24 protein-coding genes are annotated in these 22,580 nt (G+C 46.4%); 10 read left to right on the forward strand and 14 right to left on the reverse strand.

What is annotated here, in order from left to right; genetic code table 11:
* Positions 1–32 precede the first annotated feature (32 nt).
* Positions 33–920, reverse strand: coding sequence for a helix-turn-helix transcriptional regulator (locus tag KNP96_RS05310; protein ID WP_214765960.1), 888 nt, complete (start codon positions 918–920; stop codon positions 33–35).
* A gap of 85 nt (positions 921–1,005) precedes the next feature.
* Here KNP96_RS05310 and KNP96_RS05315 point away from each other — a divergent pair, with 85 nt between their 5' ends.
* A complete protein-coding gene (locus tag KNP96_RS05315; protein ID WP_214769297.1) occupies positions 1,006–1,527 on the forward strand; it encodes a dihydrofolate reductase family protein in 522 nt (173 codons plus the stop codon).
* Positions 1,528–1,636: 109 nt separating this feature from the next.
* On the opposite strand, the gene KNP96_RS05320 is transcribed toward KNP96_RS05315, so the two are convergent.
* Positions 1,637–2,569, reverse strand: a complete 933-nt coding sequence (locus tag KNP96_RS05320; RefSeq protein WP_214769298.1) for an NAD(P)-dependent alcohol dehydrogenase — start codon at positions 2,567–2,569, stop codon at positions 1,637–1,639.
* 143 nt (positions 2,570–2,712) lie between these two features.
* Here KNP96_RS05320 and KNP96_RS05325 point away from each other — a divergent pair, with 143 nt between their 5' ends.
* The gene (locus tag KNP96_RS05325; RefSeq protein ID WP_214769299.1) at positions 2,713–3,924 is read left to right on the forward strand and encodes an MFS transporter; all 1,212 of its coding nucleotides are present in this window, start codon (positions 2,713–2,715) and stop codon (positions 3,922–3,924) included.
* Between the two features lie 103 nt (positions 3,925–4,027).
* Entirely contained in the window at positions 4,028–4,687 is a 660-nt protein-coding gene (locus KNP96_RS05330) for a hypothetical protein (RefSeq protein WP_214769300.1), read from the forward strand.
* Positions 4,688–4,732: 45 nt separating this feature from the next.
* Here KNP96_RS05330 and KNP96_RS05335 read toward each other — a convergent pair whose 3' ends face one another.
* From KNP96_RS05335 to KNP96_RS05345, 3 genes are all read right to left on the reverse strand, one after another.
* The gene (locus KNP96_RS05335; protein WP_214769303.1) at positions 4,733–5,338 is read right to left on the reverse strand and encodes a GNAT family N-acetyltransferase; all 606 of its coding nucleotides are present in this window, start codon (positions 5,336–5,338) and stop codon (positions 4,733–4,735) included.
* Positions 5,339–5,536: 198 nt separating this feature from the next.
* Positions 5,537–6,745, reverse strand: a complete 1,209-nt coding sequence (locus KNP96_RS05340; RefSeq protein WP_214765949.1) for an iron-containing alcohol dehydrogenase — start codon at positions 6,743–6,745, stop codon at positions 5,537–5,539.
* Between the two features lie 219 nt (positions 6,746–6,964).
* The gene (locus tag KNP96_RS05345) at positions 6,965–7,639 is read right to left on the reverse strand and encodes a bifunctional 4-hydroxy-2-oxoglutarate aldolase/2-dehydro-3-deoxy-phosphogluconate aldolase (RefSeq protein WP_214769306.1); all 675 of its coding nucleotides are present in this window, start codon (positions 7,637–7,639) and stop codon (positions 6,965–6,967) included.
* A 189-nt stretch (positions 7,640–7,828) separates the two neighbouring features.
* Between KNP96_RS05345 and KNP96_RS05350 the strand changes: the two genes are divergently transcribed.
* Positions 7,829–8,596 (forward strand): IclR family transcriptional regulator, encoded by a 768-nt coding sequence (locus tag KNP96_RS05350; protein WP_214769309.1) that lies wholly within the window; start codon positions 7,829–7,831, stop codon positions 8,594–8,596.
* Positions 8,597–8,660: 64 nt separating this feature from the next.
* Here KNP96_RS05350 and KNP96_RS05355 read toward each other — a convergent pair whose 3' ends face one another.
* From KNP96_RS05355 to kduI, 3 genes are all read right to left on the reverse strand, one after another.
* The gene (locus KNP96_RS05355; protein ID WP_088837030.1) at positions 8,661–9,617 is read right to left on the reverse strand and encodes a sugar kinase; all 957 of its coding nucleotides are present in this window, start codon (positions 9,615–9,617) and stop codon (positions 8,661–8,663) included.
* A 41-nt stretch (positions 9,618–9,658) separates the two neighbouring features.
* A complete protein-coding gene (gene kdgT, locus KNP96_RS05360) occupies positions 9,659–10,675 on the reverse strand; it encodes a 2-keto-3-deoxygluconate transporter (protein WP_088837029.1) in 1,017 nt (338 codons plus the stop codon).
* A gap of 449 nt (positions 10,676–11,124) precedes the next feature.
* On the reverse strand, positions 11,125–11,955 hold the full coding sequence (kduI, locus tag KNP96_RS05365; protein ID WP_214765941.1) for a 5-dehydro-4-deoxy-D-glucuronate isomerase: 831 nt from the start codon (positions 11,953–11,955) through the stop codon (positions 11,125–11,127).
* 790 nt (positions 11,956–12,745) lie between these two features.
* Here kduI and KNP96_RS05370 point away from each other — a divergent pair.
* Positions 12,746–13,354 carry a hypothetical protein gene (locus KNP96_RS05370; protein WP_157898476.1) on the forward strand — a complete coding sequence of 203 codons (609 nt, stop codon included), beginning with the start codon at positions 12,746–12,748 and terminating at the stop codon, positions 13,352–13,354.
* Between the two features lie 101 nt (positions 13,355–13,455).
* On the forward strand, positions 13,456–16,686 hold the full coding sequence (locus tag KNP96_RS05375) for an ABC transporter permease (RefSeq protein WP_214769312.1): 3,231 nt from the start codon (positions 13,456–13,458) through the stop codon (positions 16,684–16,686).
* 48 nt (positions 16,687–16,734) lie between these two features.
* Here the strand turns inward: KNP96_RS05375 and KNP96_RS05380 are convergent, their stop codons facing one another.
* The 3 genes from KNP96_RS05380 to KNP96_RS05390 form a co-directional block, all read right to left on the reverse strand.
* On the reverse strand, positions 16,735–17,196 hold the full coding sequence (locus tag KNP96_RS05380) for a hypothetical protein (RefSeq protein WP_214769315.1): 462 nt from the start codon (positions 17,194–17,196) through the stop codon (positions 16,735–16,737).
* 22 nt (positions 17,197–17,218) lie between these two features.
* Positions 17,219–17,686, reverse strand: coding sequence for a hypothetical protein (locus KNP96_RS05385; protein WP_088837024.1), 468 nt, complete (start codon positions 17,684–17,686; stop codon positions 17,219–17,221).
* Between the two features lie 89 nt (positions 17,687–17,775).
* Positions 17,776–18,075: a putative quinol monooxygenase gene (locus KNP96_RS05390; RefSeq protein WP_214769317.1), complete on the reverse strand. Its 300-nt coding sequence runs from the start codon at positions 18,073–18,075 to the stop codon at positions 17,776–17,778.
* Between the two features lie 116 nt (positions 18,076–18,191).
* Here KNP96_RS05390 and KNP96_RS05395 point away from each other — a divergent pair, with 116 nt between their 5' ends.
* The 3 genes from KNP96_RS05395 to KNP96_RS05405 all read left to right on the forward strand — a co-directional run bounded on the left by KNP96_RS05395 (position 18,192) and on the right by KNP96_RS05405 (position 19,062).
* The gene (locus KNP96_RS05395) at positions 18,192–18,584 is read left to right on the forward strand and encodes a hypothetical protein (RefSeq protein WP_214769318.1); all 393 of its coding nucleotides are present in this window, start codon (positions 18,192–18,194) and stop codon (positions 18,582–18,584) included.
* On the forward strand, positions 18,577–18,753 hold the full coding sequence (locus KNP96_RS05400) for a hypothetical protein (protein WP_157898475.1): 177 nt from the start codon (positions 18,577–18,579) through the stop codon (positions 18,751–18,753). The genes KNP96_RS05395 and KNP96_RS05400 overlap by 8 nt, the downstream gene beginning before the upstream one ends.
* 105 nt (positions 18,754–18,858) lie before the next feature.
* Positions 18,859–19,062: a nucleic acid-binding protein gene (locus tag KNP96_RS05405; RefSeq protein WP_214769320.1), complete on the forward strand. Its 204-nt coding sequence runs from the start codon at positions 18,859–18,861 to the stop codon at positions 19,060–19,062.
* 174 nt (positions 19,063–19,236) lie between these two features.
* Here KNP96_RS05405 and KNP96_RS05410 read toward each other — a convergent pair whose 3' ends face one another.
* The 3 genes from KNP96_RS05410 to bglA form a co-directional block, all read right to left on the reverse strand.
* On the reverse strand, positions 19,237–19,401 hold the full coding sequence (locus tag KNP96_RS05410) for a hypothetical protein (RefSeq protein ID WP_214769322.1): 165 nt from the start codon (positions 19,399–19,401) through the stop codon (positions 19,237–19,239).
* Between the two features lie 20 nt (positions 19,402–19,421).
* On the reverse strand, positions 19,422–20,093 hold the full coding sequence (locus KNP96_RS05415) for a 5'-methylthioadenosine/S-adenosylhomocysteine nucleosidase family protein (RefSeq protein WP_214769324.1): 672 nt from the start codon (positions 20,091–20,093) through the stop codon (positions 19,422–19,424).
* A 139-nt stretch (positions 20,094–20,232) separates the two neighbouring features.
* A complete protein-coding gene (bglA, locus tag KNP96_RS05420; RefSeq protein ID WP_214769326.1) occupies positions 20,233–21,693 on the reverse strand; it encodes a 6-phospho-beta-glucosidase BglA in 1,461 nt (486 codons plus the stop codon).
* A 167-nt stretch (positions 21,694–21,860) separates the two neighbouring features.
* Here bglA and KNP96_RS05425 point away from each other — a divergent pair, with 167 nt between their 5' ends.
* A complete protein-coding gene (locus tag KNP96_RS05425; RefSeq protein WP_214769328.1) occupies positions 21,861–22,571 on the forward strand; it encodes a GntR family transcriptional regulator in 711 nt (236 codons plus the stop codon).
* The last annotated feature ends 9 nt before the right edge of the window (positions 22,572–22,580 follow it).

Here is a 22,580-nt window from a genome sequence, read left to right on the forward strand (position 1 = left end):
TTCTTGCTGGCATAGGAGAATCACTCCTTTTTTCAGGCATCATAGGACGCGAGCAGGTCCCTTGCCTGTTTCAGGATTTCTTCCTTTAGTGTTGACGGTTCAAGGACTTTTACGTTTTCGCCCAGTCCAAACAACTGTCGTCCGAGAAACGGTAACTCGGTAACCGGAACAGACCACGTCCGCTGTGCGTTCAGCGGTAAAATCCCTTCAAGCAACCGTTCCCCGAGTGACGTCATTTCCAGTCGGATCGTCACCTGTTCACCTGACTTCACCTGACATTCTGCCTCCTCGAACGTCAGCTGTTCGGACGAAATGGTCGTCGGTAAGACCTGCTCCATCCGGTCGACCCGGTACTGCCGCAGTCCCCGGTCAGTCTGGGCGAGCAGATACCAGCGATTGCGTTCAAACGTTAAACCGATCGGATCCATCAAAATCGTCCGTCGTCCGCTTGTCGTCCGGTAAGTGATTTCCCCTTTGACTTCCGCTTCCAACAATCGCAACACGTCTCGCGTCAACGGAGACGGCGGCGTATCGGGTCGAGCAAAACGGACCCGTCCTTTCAGGCGGTCCATCTTCGCTTCAAGGTCCGGCGGCAGTTCCTGGAGATACCATTCAGCAAGATCCCCCCGTAACGGACCGAATGGCAGATCGGGAATTTGACCAACCCAGTCGAGCATTAAAAATAAAGTGATCGCTTCCTGTTCCCGTAAAGCAAGTGGCGGCAGCAAACGGTTCGGCAGGACCCGGTATCCGCCCCCTGCTCCCCGCTCGCTGTAAATCGGATATCCGTTTGCTTCAAGTTCGAGTACGTCCCGTTGAATTGTCCGTAACGAGACGCCGCACGCTTCCGCCAGTTCCCGCGCCGTCAACAGCTGTTGCCGATTAAGCAGACGCATCAGTTTCAGATGGCGACCTTTCATACAAAATCCCCTCTCTAATTACGACATCTTTTGTCATAATTATAGCGTAGACTAGAGATAGCTCGAACAAAAGGAGGAGTTATTGATGACTAAAACCGTTTTATATATCGCCTGTAGTCTCGATGGAAAGATTGCCCGATCAAATGATTCGCTCGATTGGCTGTTCGCTGTCGAAGGGGACGGTGATAATGGGTACGCGGCGTTCATGGAAGACGTCGATGCCGTCATCATGGGTCGAAAAACCTTTGACGAAGTCTTGGTCCTCAGTGACGACTATCCGTACAGTGGACTCGAGAACTACGTGTTGACCCGTCAGAACGATCAACAGTCCGAATACGCGATCTACACGAATGAGCCACTCGATGTGTTGATTGACCGGATTAGTCCGACCATCAACGGCAAGATTTGGCTCGTCGGCGGCGGCGAGTTGATTCAAGAAGCCTTACGTTTACAATTGATTGATCAGCTTGAACTGGCGATCGCGCCGGTCGTCCTCGGCAGCGGGATTCCACTGTTTCCGGAAGGGACGCTTGAGACACGGTTCCGGCTGACCAGCTGTCGTCCGTCCGGTCAGTTCATCATGGCGACGTATGATGTCTTGAAGTGACGTTCCACGCAGATAAAAAACACCTTTGAAACGCTGCAGGCAAAGGTGTTTTTTGTTCTACTTTGTTTTTTGCGTCAGTCTGACGGTGTCCGTCCTGACGAAGTGGCATCTAATCCGTTTTACCGGAATCCTCCACGACCGACACGATGACATTGCCGTATTTCCGCCCGGAATCGACGTAACGGTGGGCAGCGACGATCTCTTCGAGCGAATATACCGTATCGATGACCGCTTTGATCTTCCCAGTTTCAAACCACTCATTCAGTAGTATCAAATCTTTTTTCAGCGCCCGCGCCACGCCTTGTCCGGCGACTGAACGAAACGCCCCTTTCGCTCCGACGTGCTTACGTACCGTTCGTTTGTCAATTTTTCCGGACGCGTCAAATACTGCGTCATACGTCGTCAGGTGCGCATCATATCCTTCTGCTGTATAGTCGACGACACCATCCGCGCCAAGACCTTCCACCAACTCAACGTGCCGTCCGCTGCAGACCGCCGTCACATGAAGTCCGTATTGTTTGGCGATTTGGACTGCAAGCGAACCGACGGCGCCCGAGGCTCCGTAAATCAAGATCGTTTTCGCCTGCTTAAGGTTCAGCTTCCGGAAAAAATGGAGGACGGTCGTTCCGCCAAACGGAAGACTGGCTGCTTCCGCGAAGCTTGCATTGCGCGGCATCTGCCCGACACAGCTCGTTTCCTTGATACAGGCATATTCAGCGTAACCACCAAAGCGCATCCCGGTCAGGGCATAGACACGGTCGCCGACTTTAAAATTCTGGACACGATTGCCTGTCGCGACGACTTCGCCGGCTAAGACAAACCCTAAAATTGGCTGTCTCGGTGTTTTAAACCCGATGACGACACGCATCGGAAGTTTCCCTGCTGCCGGTACATCGAGTGCCCGCAGACGACGATCACCTGAATGCACGGCGGAGGCATAGACTTTTATCAGTAGCTCAGATGCTTTCGGGACAGGCTGTTTCACTTCTCGCAGCTTCAGTACATCCGGCGGACCATATGCAGTACAAATGACGGCTCTCATCGTACCCCTCCTCAAGCTTATTTGTTACTTAAGTAATACGACAGATCTGTACAAACAACCTGCACGGTTCAGGCATTGTGAACCCTGGAATCATCCGATATACTATTGGTAATATATGTCTACAGAAAGCGGGTGGATTCCCCTTGTCTCGTGCTACGACGCTCCTGGCTTCATTCGGCATTTCGCAATTCGGCGACTTCATTTACCTTGTTGCAATCAATGTCTATCTCTATCAATTGACCGGCTCCGCCACCGCGGTCGCCGGACTCTGGATCATCGGTCCGTTTGCTGCCCTGTTCACGAAATTTTGGGCCGGCAGTCTGATTGACCGGGTCGATGTACGCAGGTGGTTGATCGGGACGGACTTCATCCGGGCGTTGCTCGTCGCGCTGATTCCGCTCCTGTCGACACTGCCGTTGATTTACCTGACACTGTTTGCGCTCGCCCTTGTCAAAGCGTTTTTTGAACCTGCTGCGACGACCTACCTGACACAACTCGTACCGGACACCGGTCGGAAAACGTTTAATGCCTATCGTGGTCTGATCACGTCGAGTGCTTTTTTGATCGGTCCGGCGTTAGCCGGTCTGCTGTTACTCGTCGCGACAGCCGATGTCGCGATTTGGATCAATGCCGGCTCGTTTGTCGTTTCCGGGATATTACTAGCTTTCCTGCCTTCCGTCCCTCGTCCGCCCGCTGTCGAGAAATTACGATTCTCCGACGTCGCAGCGGACTGGCGCACCGTCGCCCGATTCAGTCGGTCGAACCGGTTTATCATCGCGGTTTATGTCATCGGATTGTTGACGATGAGCCTTGCGCTTGCGATGGACGCCCAGGAAGTCGTCTTTCTGCAGACCGTCGTCGGACTGTCGGCAACCGATTATGGACTGTTGATCAGCTTAACGGGCATCGGTTCCGTGCTCGGCGGACTGACCGTCGCCCGATTCTCGCGTCACCTGTCGCTCAAAACGTTGCTCGTCAGCGGATACCTGTTCGTCGCACTCGGCTACTTGATCTATGCGACGGCCACTTCTTTTTTACTCGTCGCGACCGGCTTCATCTTGCTCGGCTTTTTTAACGCCTTTTCCGGGACCGGCTTTATGACGTTTTATCAAAACAATGTGCCCGATGAATTGATGGGTCGGGTTACGAGCCTTTATGGACTTGGGCAAAGCATGCTCCACATCGTATTGATTTTATTAGTTGGTTTTACGGGTGACCTGTTCCCGCTCCGCTTCACCGTTTTGACGGCCGCCTGTCTGTTGGTCGGACTGAGTCTCCTTCAAAGCATCGCTGTCCTCCTGCCGGGTAAACAACTATATTTTAAAGAAGATCTGCCGGCGAAACACATTTCCTAAATCAGACGGCGTGACGTTCTCCTTTTGAAATTGACAAATTATGCTAAAATCAAGTCAGCTACATAGATTTATTAGACCATGATACGAACGGAGCGAATGCCACATGCACATTTTGATTGGACAACCGAAACAAGAAACAGACTTACAACAGTTACGACGAGACATTACCGCCTACCCTGACATTGACATCGTGTTGTATCCGGAAGGCTACTGCCGGCAGACCGATCTCGCGACGCTCTGTCAACTTGCAAAACAGTACACGACGATGATCGTCACCGGGTACCGGGACGCCGATCGGTTGGATCGGGCCTTGATCATTAACGAACACGGGGAAGTCGTCCTCGACCGGGCAAAAACGCCGGAAGCTGGTCCGCTCTATCAACCGTCGACCGTCGACGATGATGGACAACGGTACGGGTACCTGCTTTGTCGCGAAATCTTCTTAGGACTGGACGGGCTGAAAAACGATACCGTTGAGTTAATTTTCAATCCGATCGGCGTCGGAATGTTCAGTCCGGAACAATATGCCGAGTGGTCAGGCGAAGCAGCACGCATCAGCCGCCAGCAATCCGCCATCGTGATCGGGACGAGTCATGCCGACGGGTCTTACCGCAACTGCGGCTTTTCGATTCCGACGGCGTTTGCGTATGACGCGACCGGCGAAGCGATTTTCCTGTCAAAAGACGATCGACGGACACGGATTCTAGATACGGTCACGAACACGGTTACCGTCATCGATTCGTTGATTGAGAACAGAACATAATCAAAAAGCCCTCGACCGCTCAAAGTGGTCGGGGGCTTCATTCGCTCATTGATGTTGTTTTTCGTTCTGTTCCGCTGCCTGACGTTGCGTCACGTACTCCTCCCGTAAAATGGAGTACATTTTGACATCATGAAACGTCCCTTTGACGAAAATCAAACGGCGTAACGTGCCTTCGTACGTCATCCCGACCTTTTCCATCACCCGTGCTGAACCGACGTTCGGTTCCATGCACCGCGCCTGAATCCGCTCCAGCTGTAACGCCTCAAAACCGAAGTCCAGCACCCGTTCCACGGCTTCTGTGACGATGCCTTTGCCCCAGAATTGCCGCGATAAGGCGTATCCAAGTTCCGCTTGTTTGTTCTCATCAAGCAGCAGATGAATGAAATCGATCGTGCCGATCATCTGTCCCGTCGCCTTCCATTCAATTGCCCACGGTGCCTGTTTTCCCTGTTCGTAGTTCGACAGGACGTGCGTCAGGAACTGCTGCGCCTGACCAATCGTCTGATTTGCATTCCACGTCACGTAACGCGCCGTCTCCTCGTCCTGGGTATAGGCGAACAAATCGTCTACGTCCTCTTGGCGCATCGGCCGCAAGAGCAAGCGGTCCGTCTCAAGTGTTGGTAACGTCTTGTAAAATTGTTCAGTAGTCATCCAGGATTCTCCGTTTCTTTTTTTACATTATATACAAAAAAACGAGACAGTACAATTATTGGATAAAAACCGTTTAATCCTTGCACTGTATGTGTACTTCTACTCGCTTGATCGCCGTCGCGTATAATGAAGACATTCAAAAACCCCCGAATCGGAACTTGTATCAAGTGTCCGTCATTCGGGGGTTCCGTACATTATTCAACTATATGTCAAATGACTATTTTGAGACATCTCGTAAATTTTGATGATTTCCTCTTTCGTAATCGGTCGTGGTCCAGTTGTCGTACTCGGTTCACTTCCCGGGAACATTCGTACTACATCTTCGGCCATTCTTTCGAATTGGTCAGACGGGATGTCAACATCTTCAAGCGTCAGATAAGATTCTGTATCTTTCAACCATTCCACGACTTTAACTGAAAGTAACTTAGCTGCTTTCAAATCATCTTCTTCCGTTACACCGAAACATCTTCTAGCTAATTTTGCCCATCTAGCAGGCATCGCTTCTGCCATCACTTTAAGATATGGTGGAATAATGATTGTCATCCCTCTTGCATGCGGTAAATCATAAACAGCACTTAAAGGCATTTCAATTGAGTGCATCGGAATTGATCCCATTCTCCCTAGCGCCTGGAAACCAGACCATCCAAAGATTGAACATAACGCGATTTGCCCTCTGACATCGATATCGGTCGGATCTTTAATGATTTTATCAAAATTTTCTTTTAGTGTTAAAATCATTCCTTCTGTTGCCCGATCTGCAAATTCCGATTCTGCCTGGCTTGATAAATAATGTTCGATCAGATGAGAGAAAATGTCGACACAGCTGTCTTTAGTGATCGAAAGTGGTACAGACGTCAATAACCCTGGATCTACGATGGCAACTTTCGGGTAACGATATGCTGATCTAGAAAAGCTTTTCTCATTCGTTTCAGCATTTGTTAAAACACCACCAGCATTACACTCTGAACCCGATGCCGACATCGTCGGAATCGCAATGATTGGATAAGCGCCTGTGTACTCACGCGGAACTCTGTCCCCTAAGACAACATAGTCCCATGACTTACCGCCAGAAAAACCTGTAGCAGCGATATATTTTGAACCATCGATTACACTTCCACCGCCTAGTGCAATGACGAAGTCACACTGCTCCGACTTAAATATCTCAATCGCTTTATCGATTGTCTGCGCTCGTGGATTTGGTTCGATTCCAGTAAACGTCACAAATTCAATTCCCGCTTCTCTTAACAGGGATTCCACGTTATCAATGATCGGGTCTAAAAATCCACCTCTTTTATACGTCGCGATCATTGCCTTTTTTCCATACGACTTAGCGATTTTACCGATTTCATTGACTCTACCTTCACCATAAACGATTTCTGTAGGGAAATTCCAATTAAAATTATCCATTTTCAATCTCCTTTATTTAAAAGATTTTTAACGTAACAATTTCTTTTTGTTTCACAATACGGAACGGCGTTCCATAAATTAATTATAACGTTTCTTAAAATAAAAATCTACATAAATCCCTTGTATTTCGCGGAATTTCAAAAGCTTTATTACGATATTTAGTTTAAAAACCGCATCTTTTTCTTATAAACTGCCCTTTACTATTTGACCGGCTTCCCTTTACACTCTTACCTTTTCAACTTCTTCGCCATCCCGTCGCGCACTTCTGACTTTTTCTACATATTGTGCGGCGTATTCACTAATCAGGTTATAATCCCCGCTCTTCGCCGGGGTTATAAGATTCCCCCCCACCCCTACGGCTACACATCCGTTTTTTATCCATTGATCTACATTGTCTAAACTAACACCGCCGGTCGGCATTATATTTACTTGGGGCAGTGGTGCATGGACCCCTTTAATGAATTCCGGTCCAAAATTGTTCCCTGGAAACAGCTTTATAATATCGACTCCTGCCTCTAGGGCCTGTTTCATCTCTGTAATTGTCATGCAACCTGGCATATACGGTACCTGATACAGATTGCACAACTTTGCCGTAGCTTCGTCAAAACAAGGACTTACGACGAACTGTGCACCTGCTAAAATAGCAATCCTTGCCGTAGTAGAATCCAGAACAGTCCCTGCTCCAATCACCACCGAATCATCGCCAGTAAAGAGTGATCTTAATTTTGAAATGACACTATCTGCTCCATCAACTGTAAATGTTATCTCAATGCCTTTAATCCCTCCCTCCACGCAGGCTTCTGAAATTTTAATAGCTTCTTCTTCACTGTCTGCTCTTATTACCGCTACTACACCACAGTTCGTAATGCTGTTTAAAATCTTTAGTTTATTCATTAAGTTCCCTCACTTTTCAATAATTTTTCATACCACTTAAGAATTTTCAAATTTAGTTTCATTTCCTGTTATTTAGTAAGCCAAATTTTCATCAATCTTTGGTATACTTGAGAAACTAAACAAGTCTTGAAGAGACTGATTTTAAACAGTCCCTAAAACAAAAATACTAAAATAAAGAGGTTGAAGATTTTGTCTAACGTTCAATCATTAGAAAGAGCACTTACTATTTTAAACAAACTGTCAGAATATCCTGATGGCCTTAAAATTTCCCAATTAACTGAACAACTGGACTTATCTAAAAGTACTATTCACCGGTTGTTAACTACGCTGGGAAGCATGAATTATATCGCTAAGGATGCCGAAACAAACAAATACAAACTGGGGTTACAAATTCTTTTCCTCTCTAGAAATATTTCGGACAGCAACGAAATAATACGTGCTGCAAAACCTTTCATCGAAAAACTGTCCAAAGACATAAATGAAACGGTTCATTTATGCATAGAAGATCGTGGTGAAATTGTTTATATTGATAAAATCGAAAGTAACCACACAGTCCGAATGTTTTCACGGATTGGTACACGCGGCCAAATGTACTGTACAGCCGTAGGTAAAATCCTGCTTTCCGGAGTAACTCCAAGTTATTTTGAGGAAGTTGTTGAAAAAATTGATTTTGCTCCACGAACTCCAAACACGATTACATCACAAGGAGAATTCCGGCTAGAAATCGAAAAAGTAAAACAGCAGCAATATGCACTGGATAATATTGAAAACGAAGAAGGTATTCGTTGCATCGCTGCCCCGATCTACAACCATAAAGGTGAAATCATTGCTAGCTTTAGCGTATCTGGTCCTAGTAACCGGGTAACGATGGATATGATCGAAGATACTTTGATTGATAAAATGAAAGATACGAGTTTAAACATTTCGCAAACACTTGGTTTTACGAATGTTAACTAGTTTTCAATGATTCATACGATAAAAGTAAAGAAAACCGTTGAACACGGTCATCTTTACTTTTTTTCTACATTGTCAAATCAATTGCATTGCCTGCCATAAATTCTCCTAAACGTCTACGATCAGGCAATCCGTCATTGTCCCCAGGTGACATTACCGCCAACGCACCGATAGCAGTTCCCCGTCTTACTGACTCTTCCAGTGATAATCCTTCCAAGATTCCGCTTATCACACCTACTGCAAAACCATCCCCGGCACCGACAGTGTCCACCACTCGATCAACCGGATAGCCATCTGTATAAAATTGATTTCCTTCCGAGCTAGTGTAGGCTCCATCAGCTCCAAGCTTCATCACGACTGTTTTAACCCCGAGATTATGATAAAATCTTGCAATGGCTTCAATTGACTTTTGTCCTGTCAATATTTCCCCTTCGCCAACACCGGGTAGTACGATATCCGCCAAAGAAGCTAACTCATTGACGACTTCAACCATCTCTTCTTTACTGGACCAAAGACCGGGCCGTAAGTTTGGATCATAAGAAACTTGAATACCTTTCATTCGTGCTTTTTGCATCAAGGTGTAGACCATTTCTCTGCAGTCTTTAGATAACGCAGGTAAAATCCCTGTCACATGAACGTGATCAATTGCTTCCAAATCCAAGTGTCGGATGGTTTCCGCATTCATATGTGATGCTGCAGAGTTTTTTCTCGCTGAGAACACTTCTGGATCAAATTTGCTTACCTTTTGTTTCCACTGCATTCCTGTTTTATAGGTTTCGTCATACGTTATATGACTCGTATCAATTCCATTCTCGAGTAAAAAATTCTCAATCGTTCTTCCGAACGGGTCTTGACCTAGTTTCGTGACGTATGTCATCTCATGTTCAAGACGAGACATCCCGATTGAAAAGTTAACTTCCGCCCCAGCCACAAAGCGGCTAAAGTTTTCAACATTTTCAAGTGGACCTTCTTGTTCGGCAACAAACAATGCCATAGGTTCTCCAATAGTTACAATTCTACTCATCATAATCTCTCCTTATTATTTAAAAGGTTTTTCTCTGAATTTTACGATTGTAAGACTTCTTTCATCTCTTCCGGATGATTTTGAGGGTCTTGGTGATCCTGATTTTTGTTTTTATTTTTCATATACTTGGCCCAATAGGCAGTTAAAATCGGTACTAAAATCGAAGTTACGATAACTGAAGCTGCAACTAATGCTGTAGCAGATTGTGCAATAGGAAGGAACTCCGGCTTCATCGTCGCGATAATCATCGGGTTTGCAACTGCAGCTCCCGCAGTACTAGAAGCTGCCAATCCTGCAGTACCGTTACCTCCCCCAATGAATTTGTCTGCCAGCATCAATGGAATACCAGTCACAATGATGACTAAAACCCCTAATATCACTCCACCCAGTCCTGTCTGCAGAATTACTTTTAAATCGATTGCATTACCTAATGCGAATCCAAAGAAAGGAATCATTACGTGTGATGCTCTACTGAAGAAGTCTCGCACATCACTATCCAGATTCCCCAGTATAAAACCAACCAGGAAAGGCAATACTGCGCCTACAAAAACATGCGGTTCAAAAGCAGCTACTCCTGTAGATCCTAAAATTAGCATGGTCACTAATGGACCCGACTCGATTGACATTAAAACAAATGCACCGGCTTCTTCTTTAGAACCGTATTGTTGCATGATTGATGCGTACAGTCCTCCGTTTGTCATATCCATCGCCGCAATTAAAGCTAAAACCGAAAAACCTGCAAAAATGCCTGTTTGGATACCATCAACTGGAATAAAGGACGATGCAATAACAGCAACTACCCACGCTACGGCAATTTTAGTTAGTACAAGAGTTCCAGATTTTCTTAATACTGTACCGGTCGCTTTAATATTTATTCCTGTTCCCATACAGAAGAACCAAACCGCTAAGATTGGAACGGTCCCCGTCATTAAGCCGTTCGTAAAGGAACCAAAATATTCACCGGATCCCGGGGCAAACGTGTGAATAAGTGCTCCGAGGAACAACGGAACTAACATTAAACCACCGGGAATTTTATTAAGTGTCTTCATAATTTTCATTTTTTACACACCTTTCATAATTGATTTAAATGCTAAATTTCATTGAAAAGATTATTTGGTTACTCCAATGCAGATTACCGCCAATATTGATAACGCTTTCAAAAATATGTTTTTTAAAATTTCAGCCGCGAGTGACCACCCATGATCTATCCGGTGTATGTGACTCCTTCTCTACAACAACGTTTTTAACTTTAAGAACGAAATAACTACCTAGGTATTTTTGATCTGCTTCCAAAAATTCTTCTACATTCATCAATTCAGATTTATTTAAATAGAAAAGCGTATCTTCTTCATCATAACGACCAACTGAATACGGAGAAAAACCTGTTATTTCTAAATCGGCTAAGACTGTTTTTAATTCCTCTTCTAGAATATCCGTACTTTTAAGTTTGTTAATTTCCAGTAATCAAGTTAGCATCGTCTCACATGAACCTTTAGCGTTCAGACACTCATCGCATTTCCTCTAATTTTACTGGAATCGCGTCACTGATTGTTTTATTGTCGCCTGCCATCCCCCAAACAAATGCATAATTACTAGTTGCCGTACCGCAATGAATTGACCATGGAGGTGAAATCACTGCTTGCTCATTTTTCAGAATGACATGTTTTGTATTACGCGATTCCCCCATGAAATGAAATAACCGTGCATCCTCGTCCAAATCAATATACAGATACACCTCAGTTCTCCGATCATGTGTGTGTGTAGGAACGGAATTCCATACACTTCCTTTATCGAGTTGAGTCATGCCCATGACAATCTGGCAACTTTGAATGCCTTCCTCGTGAATAAAGCGACGAATCACACGTTGATTGGCATTATTTACAGTGCCCAACCGATCTCCCTCAATTGAACGAAAAGATACATGTTGAACGGGGTATTCTTTATGCGCCGGTGCTGAAAAAATGTAATACTTTGCTGCGTGTCCAGAAGATTCGCTTGAAAATACTAGTTCTTTTTTTCCTAACCCTACATAAAGGCAGTCCTTGTTTTCCATATCGAAAGTTTCACCATCGACGACAATCTTTCCTTTGCCCCCAACATTAAATATTCCGACTTCTCTCCGATCTAAAAAATATTCTGATTGCATCTGATCCGTACCTTCTAATAAAATCTGAGCATCCTTCGGTGTAATGCCTCCAATGATTATACGATCATCCATTGAATAAACTAGTTTAGTTTCATTTGATACAAATAACTCCTCGATCAAATAATTTTCCCGTAACTCCGCTGTACTAAAATCTTTAACTTGGTTTGGATGAGTCGAATATCTTGTTTCCATAAAAAAATACATCTCCTTTAGTTTCTGAATTTTAAACGCGAAAAGACAAATCTAATTTAAAATGAAGGCGTTTACAAAAAAGATTAAAAAAATAGTTTTTGTTCCGTATTGTGAAACGCCGTTCTACATAATGATTATATAATGCTGTTTTAAAAAAAGCTAGCGAATTAATATTGTCAAAATTATGAATGTAACTTGTGTATTTTTTCACTAATACGTAATTAATTATCCATATATAGGTTTTAAAAGGTGAGCTACGTCCTCATCAAACCTCTCTTGAATGCAAAAAAACAGCAAATCTTTTTTAACGGATGATTGGTCGGTAGGAGATTGTTTTACTTAATCGTTACTTTTTTAAACAAGCATATTTGCTTGCTGTTAATAGTAGAACTATTTCGATGTAAGTAAAAATCCGGTTGGAAGTGATCATATAACTCTTGAGTACATAAAACTATTTTTTACAATGCGTGCTAATTCAAACTAAAATGAACGGGGGCTTCTGTATGTTTTATGTAAATAGAACGCTGTTTTGTTTTTTTTATTGTTAAGCAATAAAAAAATAGGAAATACACATTCAAGTGAACCTCTAGATTAATTATTTTTTAATTTTTTTACCTTTCATGAATAAAAACGTGAATCATAATTTGTACTTTTCTAATTTCTTGTTTTCTTATTTCTCATTTCCCATCTATAAAAAATCCGTTTGCGTTTGGAAATAATAAACAGTATATTTAGACTGAGTATTCTGATAATTATTTCCAAATTAAACAGGAGAAGGAGTGTTTCTATGATGACGACTCAAAAACGCTTGCTTTCACTCGCTACAATCACCGTCCTTACCGGAGGAGCTGTCTTTGCTTTTACGAATACAGATGGATTCAATACGCAGGACGAAACGGTATCCGATGTTGCAACGACTGACACTACCGTCACAAAAGTCAGCACTTCCCGAGTATCGGGTACCCCGTCAATCCAAAAATTAATGAGTGCCGGGATGGTCCAGACGTATCCGGGCGATCCTGCACTAAAGAAAAACTCTTTCCGTGTTGATCCGATCGTTTTATCTGCCCCAAAAGAATTGAAGCTGAAAGAAAAAGACGGGTACCGCTACATTACGGTTCCGCTCATTTTACACAATAAAGAAGGTACGTCAGACGGCTATAGCGTCTATCGTCCGAATGCTTTCTCGATTAACGACGGTCACGGGCATGACTATGCTCCGGTCGACTACATCAGTCATAACAAGAAAGCCTGGAAGTACGAACATCAATACATCGCTCCGAACCGTCTCGTGATGGATGTCGTCTACCACGTCCCGAAAAATGCCAATACGTTCGTTATGTTTGCGTCAAGCGATGCTTTCCCGAAGACGTATACCGTCAAAATCAGCATCGATTAACATGCTGATCTTTTCTACCCTGATCGGTTAAAACGACGGCCGGTTCCTTCATGGAATAGGCCGTCTTTCATATCGCTACACGTAAAAGGAGGTGGACGCCTATGATGTCCTTCATTTGGAACTCATGGTGGCGAAACAAGGAGCGGTTCATCCTGTTACTCGTCGGTGTCCTGATTGTCAGTACAGGACTCAGCTATTTAATCGGGACGACCCAAGCGAACAATGGGACCGTCGTTGACGAACTGCAAAAACGCTGGAACTCGTCATATGATATCGTCGTCCGGCCGCCGGGAAGCCGGAGCGTGACGGAAGACTTACATTTACTCGAGCCGAATTATATGAGCGGTCTCGACGGCGGCATCACGATGAAACAATACAAGACGATCAAAGACATCACGGACGTCGAAGTCGCAGCCCCAATCGCGATGATCGGAAATAACTCGACACGCTCATCCGTCGGGACGCACACGTTTGATGACCCCGGCGTCTATAAGCTGACGATCACCGATTATCAAAATACCGGTCTGCAAGTCGACAAGTCGACGACGGTCCGTTATTTAGCCGCCGGCTGGGACGCGAGCGGCGATACAAGACAATCCGGCGTCTCACCGGTCGGTCTCGGAAAACAACCGCTCGACGAGTATGGCAGTGATACGATGATTGCCGGGATTGATCCGGAAGCGGAAGCACGCCTCGTCGGGCTTGATCAAGCGACGAAAAAGTCGGACCACAGCCGTTATTTCACGGATGAAGACGTCGTGACGGCGCTCGAGAACGTCGATATGATTCCGGTTTTGATGAACGAACGGGATTACATCGATGCGTCCCGGACCTATAAATATGAAAAACTCGATTTACCGCTGATTGATGATTCGATGGTACCGACGATTCAAGAAGTCACGAAAAAGGGCGGCAAAACATACTTAGACAAGCTCCCTAGCGTCGATGAAAAGGCACAGACGTATAAAGTCACGACGGCGCAAGTCCAAAAACAATTCATTCATGATATTTTGAACAATTCATTACCTGAAAAATACAGCGGCTACTCGGAATGGCTGATTCTCAAGCCTTCACCAATCACCTATCAATCCGTCGAGAGTCCCTATCCGTCACGCTGGCCGTTCACCTATCAGGTCGAACCGAAGCTGATCAACCCGGATTCTTTGCTTGCGAAACGCAGCATGTACCGGGCAGCACGCGAGTTCGGGACGTCGAGTGATGACTGGCCGCGGATCAACCCCTATTACATCGGAGTATTTGATCCGAAGAAATTGAATTTATCGAAAGATCCATTGACGGAACTGCCGATGGAAACCTATTTCCCGGCGAAGGCACAGTGGGTCATGGATAAAAATGAGACACCGGTCAACCCGCCGCGTGACGTCAAACCAACAAACGACCCGTACGACTTCATGACGAAACCGCCTTCGATGTTGACGACGCTAGACGCTGCTTTCAAGATTCGCGGCAAAAAAGCCATCTCCGTCATCCGGGTCAATGTCAAAGGCATCGATACGATGAATGAACAAAGCGAGAAAAAATTACAGGCCGTCGCGCAGGAAATCGAAGACAAGACCGGACTGATCACGGATGTGACGCTCGGTTCGTCACCGCAGCTGGCGTTGACGTATCTGCCCGGACTTAAAGACCAGTCAGCACTCGGGTGGGTCCAGCAGCCCTGGATTAAACTCGGTTCCTCGATGGCGATCTTCCAGGAAGCGAAAGTCGGGATGAGCGGGGTCATCGCGAGCGTCATTTTGGTGGCGCTCGTCTATGTCTTCAGCTCAAATATCATCCTGCTTTACGCCCGGAAAAAAGAATTTGCGATTTTACTGGCCCTCGGCTGGCGCCCGCGCCAGCTGTCGAAGATGCTGTTCCTCGAAGCGACGTTACTCGGTTCACTCGTCGCCTTGATTGCCTGGACGATTCTCGGGACGTTTTGGCTGACGACGGACCATCCGATCGCCCTTGCCCGGATCGTTCTGATCGGTCTCGCCGGACTGTTGATTTACTGGGGCGGCACGTTCGTCCCGATGCTGTTGATCCGGAAGATTCAACCGTACGAAAGCATCCAGGCGGGAGAAGTCTCGCGGGGACGTCGTTTCGTCCGTTCGCAGTCCGTCCTCGGCATGAGCGTCAATCAATTGGTGACGTACTGGCAACGGACGCTGCTGTCGCTTGTCGCAATCGCCTTACCGACCAGTTTGTTCATCTTCTTCCTGTTCGTCACGTTCCGGCTCAAGGGGGTCTTGTATGCGTCCTGGCTCGGCGAATTCGTTGCCCTTGAAGTCGGCATGATGCATTATGTCGCGATGGGGGTTGCCCTGCTGATCGCCATCTTGACGACGACGGAAATCATGTGGCAGAACGTCAACGAACGGAAATCACAGCTCGCCGTGCTGAAAGCGACCGGCTGGCGCGACGGGATGATCCGTCAACTCGTCTTGCTTGAGGGGGTCATGACCGGTCTGATTGCCGGATTGATCGGTCTTGCCGTCTCGCTCGGGTTGATTTACAAGATGTACAATCAATTCCCGACGGCCGAGCTCGGATTCCTGAGCCTGACGCTGTTGATTCCGATTACGACCGGGATCATCGGTGCCTTATTACCCGCCTACCGCGCGGTTAAAATTACACCGAATGCAGCCATCGGGAGCGTCGCCGTCAATGCCAAGGCGACGGAACGCCGCTTCAAAGTCGCGCTTGGAACAGTCGGGACCGCACTCGTCGTGGGTGTCGCCGGACTATTCTTCTTTGCGACGACGAGTGAAGTCGAGCAACCGGCGGCCGAGCCGACAAGTCAAACAACTGAAACGACGACAGGGACGAAGCTCGCCGATTTGACCGCCAAAAAATCGACCGCCATACAACCGTCGAAACAGGAAACGGCAAAAATCGAAAAGCTGATGAATCAGGGGCTGCTCAAAACGTATCCCGGTGACCCGAAATTAAAGGATGCCACCTTCCGTGTCGGGAAACTGTTAGACCGCCCGCCGGCTGAACTCAAACTGACACAGCAAGCCGGTAAACGCTACATCACGCTCCCGTTGTTTTTGCATGACCCGGATATTACAGAAGATGTACTCGGCTCCTACAGTCAATATAAACCGGACCGGTTCACGCTTCAGGATGGGAATGGGCATGTCTACGAGACGGTCGATTACGTCAACCGCAATGAGAAGGCCTGGAAAAACAGTTACCAGTACTTTGCTCCTTATCAATCAAGGGTCGATCTCGTCTACGAAGTACCGGAAACGGAAAATGTCTTCGTCATGTTTGCGTCAAGTGACGCGTTCGCAAAACCGACTACTGTCAAAATCGAACTCAACTAAAAAACAGTACTTCTACCCGTTGCTTGATGCGCGAGTAGAAGTACTGTTTTAGTTTGCCATCCGTGTTTTTTTGCGTAGATCGTCGTTCGTCGGGTGACTCGGATCCGTCCGCATGATGCGCAATTCCAGGTATTGCTTTAAAAAGGCAATCAACAGCAGAGCCAGCAGAAGAACGATTAAAACAGATATACCCCAATAATTAGGGATCCATGCCTGAAGCGCAATCAATAAAGGAACGGGAACGAAACCGAACTCGACCGCGTAACGGAAACGAATCAGCCGCCGTGCTGCTTTGATGCTTGATAGGGCACTAATCCGTCTTGCCTCGCCGAGCAGTAACAGTCCATGGATGAGGACGAGGATGACGAGCAGTGGAACAATCCATTCGTCGGCACCTGTTTGAACCAAGCCGTACAAACAAAGTGCGACGACTCCTACCAATGCCAATCGTTTAAAAAGATTCCGCTTGCTTTCCTGCTGCATGATTAGAATTTTCGTTTGTTTTTCCATTTTGTTCATCCCCTACTCAAAGTCATCTGGCTTTCAGGACAGGTGTTTTACTTCGTAATTCTTTTTTCGTCGGATGGGCTGGGTCAAGCACCGTCTGCGTTCGCTCGAGATAGATGTCACCGATAACGAAGGCTGCAAGTCCGATAAAGTAGCCGATAAAACTTGGCAAAGGCGGTAGTTCGAACCGGATTAATAGCGGGAAGAAAAAAGCAATCAGTCCGATTAGAGCAAAATCAACCGCGTAACGGAGTCGGATGATGTTGCGTGCTGGTCGGCTGTCTGAAAATACACTGATTCGTTTCGCTTCAATCCAGTGCAAAACACCGTGTGCCAGGAAGCTCACCCCGACGAGGATTTTCGGCCAAATTGCTGTCTCATATTGAAGAAGTGCAAAGATACTAAAACCAAGCATTACAGCAAAAATAATGCGAACGAACGCGATGCGTTCCTTTTCTTCCCGGATACGTTGAATTCTTCGTCGTTTTTCCATCATACTCACCTCATGTATACTCTACGTCAATCGGCAAAAAAAGTTCTAATTTTTTACAAACTTTCGGCTGGGACATCAAAAATTACCCTTTATAACCCTTTTCCACCTTGCGGGTCGAACGTCAACAAGCGTTCCATTCCCGTGATAAACGGGCGTGCCTGCTCAATCAGGCGCCGCGTCGCCGGAAGTTCGAGTGACGCCTTGTGCGACGCTTGATTCGTCCAAATTTCGTGGACGATGACCGTGTCCGCTTCTTCTGATACGCTGACGATATAATGGAGACATGACGGCTCGTCTTCGAACAAGGCTGCTGCTTCAAGTAACAGCTCCACCAATTTTTCTTGCTGTCCCGCCGTCGTCGTAAATTTCCCAAAAATCCCGTAACTCATCCTGATTCCTCCTCATTGTTTCTTAAGTTCCTTTTGTATGCATTCATAGCTTGAAACATTTTCCTTGCCGTGCCGTAGAACAGAGTAGCATCGACTGACTTTCAGGAGGACTTACTTTGACTACACGTACGAAACGAATCGTATCAGCACTCTACTTACTTTTGTTCGGAATGACTCTGTTTGGTATCTTCTTTGAACAGACAGGCGCTACCTTCTTTTCGGTCGTCCAACTCGGCGTCCTCAGTTATTTTTATTTTGAATTACTGAGTCAAAATACTCACCACTCCAGTCGAACAAAAGAACAGGACATTATTAACCGAAGTACGCAGCTCCGTTTTCGAATCATTCAGATTTTGTTATTTCTGTTGATCGGCATCGATTATTTCTTTTTCGGGCAGACCGATTTGTTGCTCGTTAGCGCTTTTTCGATTTCGATTGCGGTACCAGCCATCATCCGATATGTCCGTTTGCGGAAGAATAACCACTTAAAGGAGGAGAACGATGTCTAACCGCAGTTCGCTCGTCAGCTTGACGACCATTTTGACCATCATCCTGCTCAGTTTGTTTTTATTGGATGCCATAACGACACTATCGTTTTTAGTATTCTTCATACCACTTTCGCTTTGTATGCTGATCCTTGGCGTCAGCGAACTCCGACACGTATTAAAGGACAGTTGAAGAATATTTATCAAAATCAGGCGAGAATACTCCCACCTCTAAGTGTCTCAGGGCGAAGCCCAGCGCAGGTGGAGGTAGTTCAAGCTAAATAGGAGGACAAGTTACATGAACCGAACCTGTACCCAATGCGACACCCGACTAGTCGAAGACTGTGAAGTCCATGTCAAAGGTGCCATGTACGGCTTAAAGATTAAAAAACCGGGTCGTTTTTTCAGCAAGGCATCTGCTGAAGCGAAAGCTGCCGTTTGTCCGAAGTGCGGACTGGTCCAACTTTATGTCGATCAACCAAACGACTTTCTAAAAACATAACAATACATTGAAAGGAAGGAACGTTTTAAGTGAGTACATACCACATATCTAGTATCCGCCTCCTTCTAATCATGATTGTTTTTACGATTTTCTGGTATTATTTTTTAGGATTGCCGCTTGGGTATGGAATTGTCATTCTTCCTGTCACTGTCGGTTATACGATTTATCGCAACTTCAAAGCGGCTCAGTCAGAAAAACATGAGTCTGAACAAAATTAGCAGCCGATGCACTAAGCATAAATAAGACGCAGTTCCGGGATTTCATCCGAGACTGCGTCTTTTGTGTCATTAAGCTTTTAGCGTTGACGGTCAGCAGACAACCAACCACTAATGTTTTCATGCGTTGCCCCTCCTGATGTTCTAAATGAATCGTGCCAGATAGTCACTGAATATTTTGTGCATCACTTTTGGCGTATTCGCTATGTAGACGTTGATTTGTTCCTCGTTCGACTGGACTGGATCGCGGTCCGTTTCGTCCGCCGGAAAATCGGAGATGCCTTTAATGATGATACATTCGACTTTGTTTTTCTGACAGATATAGGCGATTGCGCCGGCTTCCGTATCGGCGACCGTGACGGCATTGTCTTTCAGCTCCAAGTAATCGTTCCACATCACGACGGCCCGGTCTGCCGTACCGATCGTTCCGGTGTGACACTCCGCCTGATAGTCCGCGACGTCGAGTTCAACGATGAAGGACGGCTTGATCAACGGCTCGACTTCTTTCACCGTACAATCATATTGGACCGCGCGGTTTGGCACGATGATGTCGAGTACGGCAAACGACTCGTCGATGCCGGCACAGGTCCCGGCAACGATGATTTTCGTAAGCGGGAACTGCGCCATCATGTACTGGTTGGCCCCGACCCCGTTTACTTTCCGAACACCGGTGCTGTAAAACAACACACGTTTACCGGCAATCGTCCGGAAAAAATATTCACCGTATGGGTACTTAGTACGTTCTGATTCTTCTACATCGAAATACGCGAGTGTCGCTTCGAACTCCCATATCGTCGCAATACTGACACCAATCATTCATTCATCCCCTTAAACGTCCCTCGTCACTTTTGGATAATATATACATTCTCATCATCGCTTGTTTTCCTATTTCAAGCAAGCGTGATTTGACAGACAACAAACAACCTCCACCCGGTATAGGTGGAGGCTTATCGATTTACTGTTGTGTCGCTTTGTCGTACGACAACTCCTGTCCGTTCGTCGCAATGACCTGTTTGTACCAGTCGAATGAGTCTTTTTTCATCCGTTCCATCGAGCCGTTGCCTTCATTGTCGCGGTCGACGTAAATCATCCCGTAGCGTTTTTTCATCTCACCCGTCGTAAACGAGACGATGTCGATGATGCCCCATGGCGTGTAGCCCATCAGTTCGACGCCGTCTTCCGTGACCGCTTCCGTCAACGCTTCGATGTGAGTCTTCAAGTAATCAATCCGCGCTGCATCGTGAATCTTGCCGTCCTCAATCGTATCGACAGCCCCAAAGCCGTTTTCGACGATGAAGAGCGGGAGTTGGTAGCGGTCATACAACCTGTTCAGGACGTAACGGAGTCCGACCGGATCAATCGCCCAGCCCCAGTCGCTCGACTGGATGTACGGATTCTCGACGCCGTTCGCGAGACCGCCGTTGACGATGTTCCCCGTATTGTTGACCGTCGCATCATGCTTGACCGTTGTCGACATGTAATAACTGAAGCCGATGTAGTCGACCGTCCCGTTTTTCAGAATCTCGTCATCGCCGTCGAGGATCGGAATCTGATAGCCTTCCCGTTCGAACTCTTTTAAGGCATAGTTCGGATAATAACCGCGTGCCTGAACATCCGGGAAGAAGTAACGTTGACGCATCGATTTTTCCGCCAGCATGACGTCTTTCGGATGTGAGGAATACGGATAGACCGGGACGTGGGAAATCATCGCTCCGATTTGGAAATCGGGATTGATTGCTTTCCCTTTCGCGACAGCAAGGGCGCTGGCAATCAGTTCGTGGTGACCGGTCTGGTACATGACTTCCATCGCATTTTCGCCCGGTTCGACTTTGACACCGGAGTTCGTCCAGAGGAACAACGGATTCTCGACATCCATCTTGTTGTTGATTTCATTAAACGTCATCCAGTACATGACTTTATCTTTGTAGCGTGTGAAGCAGACTTCAGCAAAGCGTTCGAAGAACTCAGCAACTTTCCGGTTGCGGAACCCGCCGTATTCGCGCGCGAGGTGGAGCGGCATTTCAAAGTGCGATAACGTGATGATCGGCTCGATGCCGTGTTTAATCAACTCGTCAATGACATCATCATAAAACTGCAGTCCCGCTTCGTTCGGTTCCGTTTCGTCCCCGTTCGGGAAAATCCGGCTCCAGCCGATCGATGTCCGGAGACACTTCAATCCCATCTCGGCGAATAAGGCAATGTCTTCTTGATAGCGGTGATAAAAATCGATCGCCTCATGGTTCGGGTAAAACGTCCCCTCTTCAATCGTATCGGTAATTCGGCGGGCGACGCCATGCGCGCCTGCCGTCATGACATCGACGACACTCGGCCCTTTGCCGCCGGCGTTCCAGCCACCTTCAAATTGATGCGCAGCCAGTGCGCCGCCCCATAAAAAGTCGTTTGGTAATGCTTTCATCTTCAAGTCCTCCCTAATAATCGAGATGTATACCTTTATTATCATCATAATTGTACATGCACAATTAATCAATACACATTTAATCTTAAAAAACATGTTTACAAATATCGTCTTTTTATTATGATATAGTTGCGATATAACAATTTTTATGTAAATGAGGGTGAACCATGCTGAAATATGAACAAACGGCGACGGAAATCGAAGCCTACATCGAACAGAATGCGTTACAGCAAGGCGATAAATTACCGGTTCTCGATCAATTGATCCGACAATTTGAGGTCAGTAAAACGACGATGACGAAAGCGCTCGAACTGCTGGAACGAAAAGGAATCATCTTTCAAGTTCGCGGCAGCGGCATTTTTGTCCGCAAAAGTAATCGGAAAGGGTATTTTAATCTCTTCTCGACACAAGGCTTCAAGCAAAACTTAATCGATTATGATATCACGTCGCGTTTACTCGAACTTGAAGTCATTGCCTGTCCGGAGAATCTCGCTCATAACCTTGCCATTACACCTGGGACAGACATCTATTTCGTCAAACGGATCCGCTACATTGACGGACGGCTTCTCTGCCTCGAAGAATCCTATTACGTAAAAGCACTCGTCCCATACTTGAACCGGGAAATCGTCGAACAATCGATTTTCGAGTATCTTGAGACGGCACTCGGACTGAACATCGGCTTTTCCGACATGTACATGCACGTCGGCAAATTGCCGGAGACGATTGCGGAACATTTGGAACTTGAAGCCGGTGATCCGGCATTGACGGTCGAGACGATCTTCCACTTGTCGAACGGTCGTCCGTTCGATTATTCCGTCATCACCTATCATTACGAACACTCGCAATTCGTCGTTCAGGCGAACGGGTTGTATTTATGAGGGTGATGA

The sequence above is a fragment of the Exiguobacterium sp. s133 genome (assembly GCF_018618595.1).
Taxonomy (GTDB): domain Bacteria; phylum Bacillota; class Bacilli; order Exiguobacteriales; family Exiguobacteriaceae; genus Exiguobacterium_A; species Exiguobacterium_A oxidotolerans.

Coding starts and splice junctions, on each gene's coding strand:
- KNP96_RS05310 (WP_214765960.1), bottom strand. CDS start 920: ATGAAAGGTCGCCATCTGAAACTGATGCGTCTGCTTAATCGGCAACAG.
- KNP96_RS05315 (WP_214769297.1), top strand. CDS start 1,006: ATGACTAAAACCGTTTTATATATCGCCTGTAGTCTCGATGGAAAGATT.
- KNP96_RS05320 (WP_214769298.1), bottom strand. CDS start 2,569: ATGAGAGCCGTCATTTGTACTGCATATGGTCCGCCGGATGTACTGAAG.
- KNP96_RS05330 (WP_214769300.1), top strand. CDS start 4,028: ATGCACATTTTGATTGGACAACCGAAACAAGAAACAGACTTACAACAG.
- KNP96_RS05335 (WP_214769303.1), bottom strand. CDS start 5,338: ATGACTACTGAACAATTTTACAAGACGTTACCAACACTTGAGACGGAC.
- KNP96_RS05340 (WP_214765949.1), bottom strand. CDS start 6,745: ATGGATAATTTTAATTGGAATTTCCCTACAGAAATCGTTTATGGTGAA.
- KNP96_RS05345 (WP_214769306.1), bottom strand. CDS start 7,639: ATGAATAAACTAAAGATTTTAAACAGCATTACGAACTGTGGTGTAGTA.
- KNP96_RS05355 (WP_088837030.1), bottom strand. CDS start 9,617: ATGAGTAGAATTGTAACTATTGGAGAACCTATGGCATTGTTTGTTGCC.
- kdgT (WP_088837029.1), bottom strand. CDS start 10,675: ATGAAAATTATGAAGACACTTAATAAAATTCCCGGTGGTTTAATGTTA.
- kduI (WP_214765941.1), bottom strand. CDS start 11,955: ATGGAAACAAGATATTCGACTCATCCAAACCAAGTTAAAGATTTTAGT.
- KNP96_RS05370 (WP_157898476.1), top strand. CDS start 12,746: ATGACGACTCAAAAACGCTTGCTTTCACTCGCTACAATCACCGTCCTT.
- KNP96_RS05375 (WP_214769312.1), top strand. CDS start 13,456: ATGATGTCCTTCATTTGGAACTCATGGTGGCGAAACAAGGAGCGGTTC.
- KNP96_RS05380 (WP_214769315.1), bottom strand. CDS start 17,196: ATGGAAAAACAAACGAAAATTCTAATCATGCAGCAGGAAAGCAAGCGG.
- KNP96_RS05385 (WP_088837024.1), bottom strand. CDS start 17,686: ATGGAAAAACGACGAAGAATTCAACGTATCCGGGAAGAAAAGGAACGC.
- KNP96_RS05390 (WP_214769317.1), bottom strand. CDS start 18,075: ATGAGTTACGGGATTTTTGGGAAATTTACGACGACGGCGGGACAGCAA.
- KNP96_RS05400 (WP_157898475.1), top strand. CDS start 18,577: ATGTCTAACCGCAGTTCGCTCGTCAGCTTGACGACCATTTTGACCATC.
- KNP96_RS05405 (WP_214769320.1), top strand. CDS start 18,859: ATGAACCGAACCTGTACCCAATGCGACACCCGACTAGTCGAAGACTGT.
- KNP96_RS05410 (WP_214769322.1), bottom strand. CDS start 19,401: ATGAAAACATTAGTGGTTGGTTGTCTGCTGACCGTCAACGCTAAAAGC.
- KNP96_RS05415 (WP_214769324.1), bottom strand. CDS start 20,093: ATGATTGGTGTCAGTATTGCGACGATATGGGAGTTCGAAGCGACACTC.
- bglA (WP_214769326.1), bottom strand. CDS start 21,693: ATGAAAGCATTACCAAACGACTTTTTATGGGGCGGCGCACTGGCTGCG.
- KNP96_RS05425 (WP_214769328.1), top strand. CDS start 21,861: ATGCTGAAATATGAACAAACGGCGACGGAAATCGAAGCCTACATCGAA.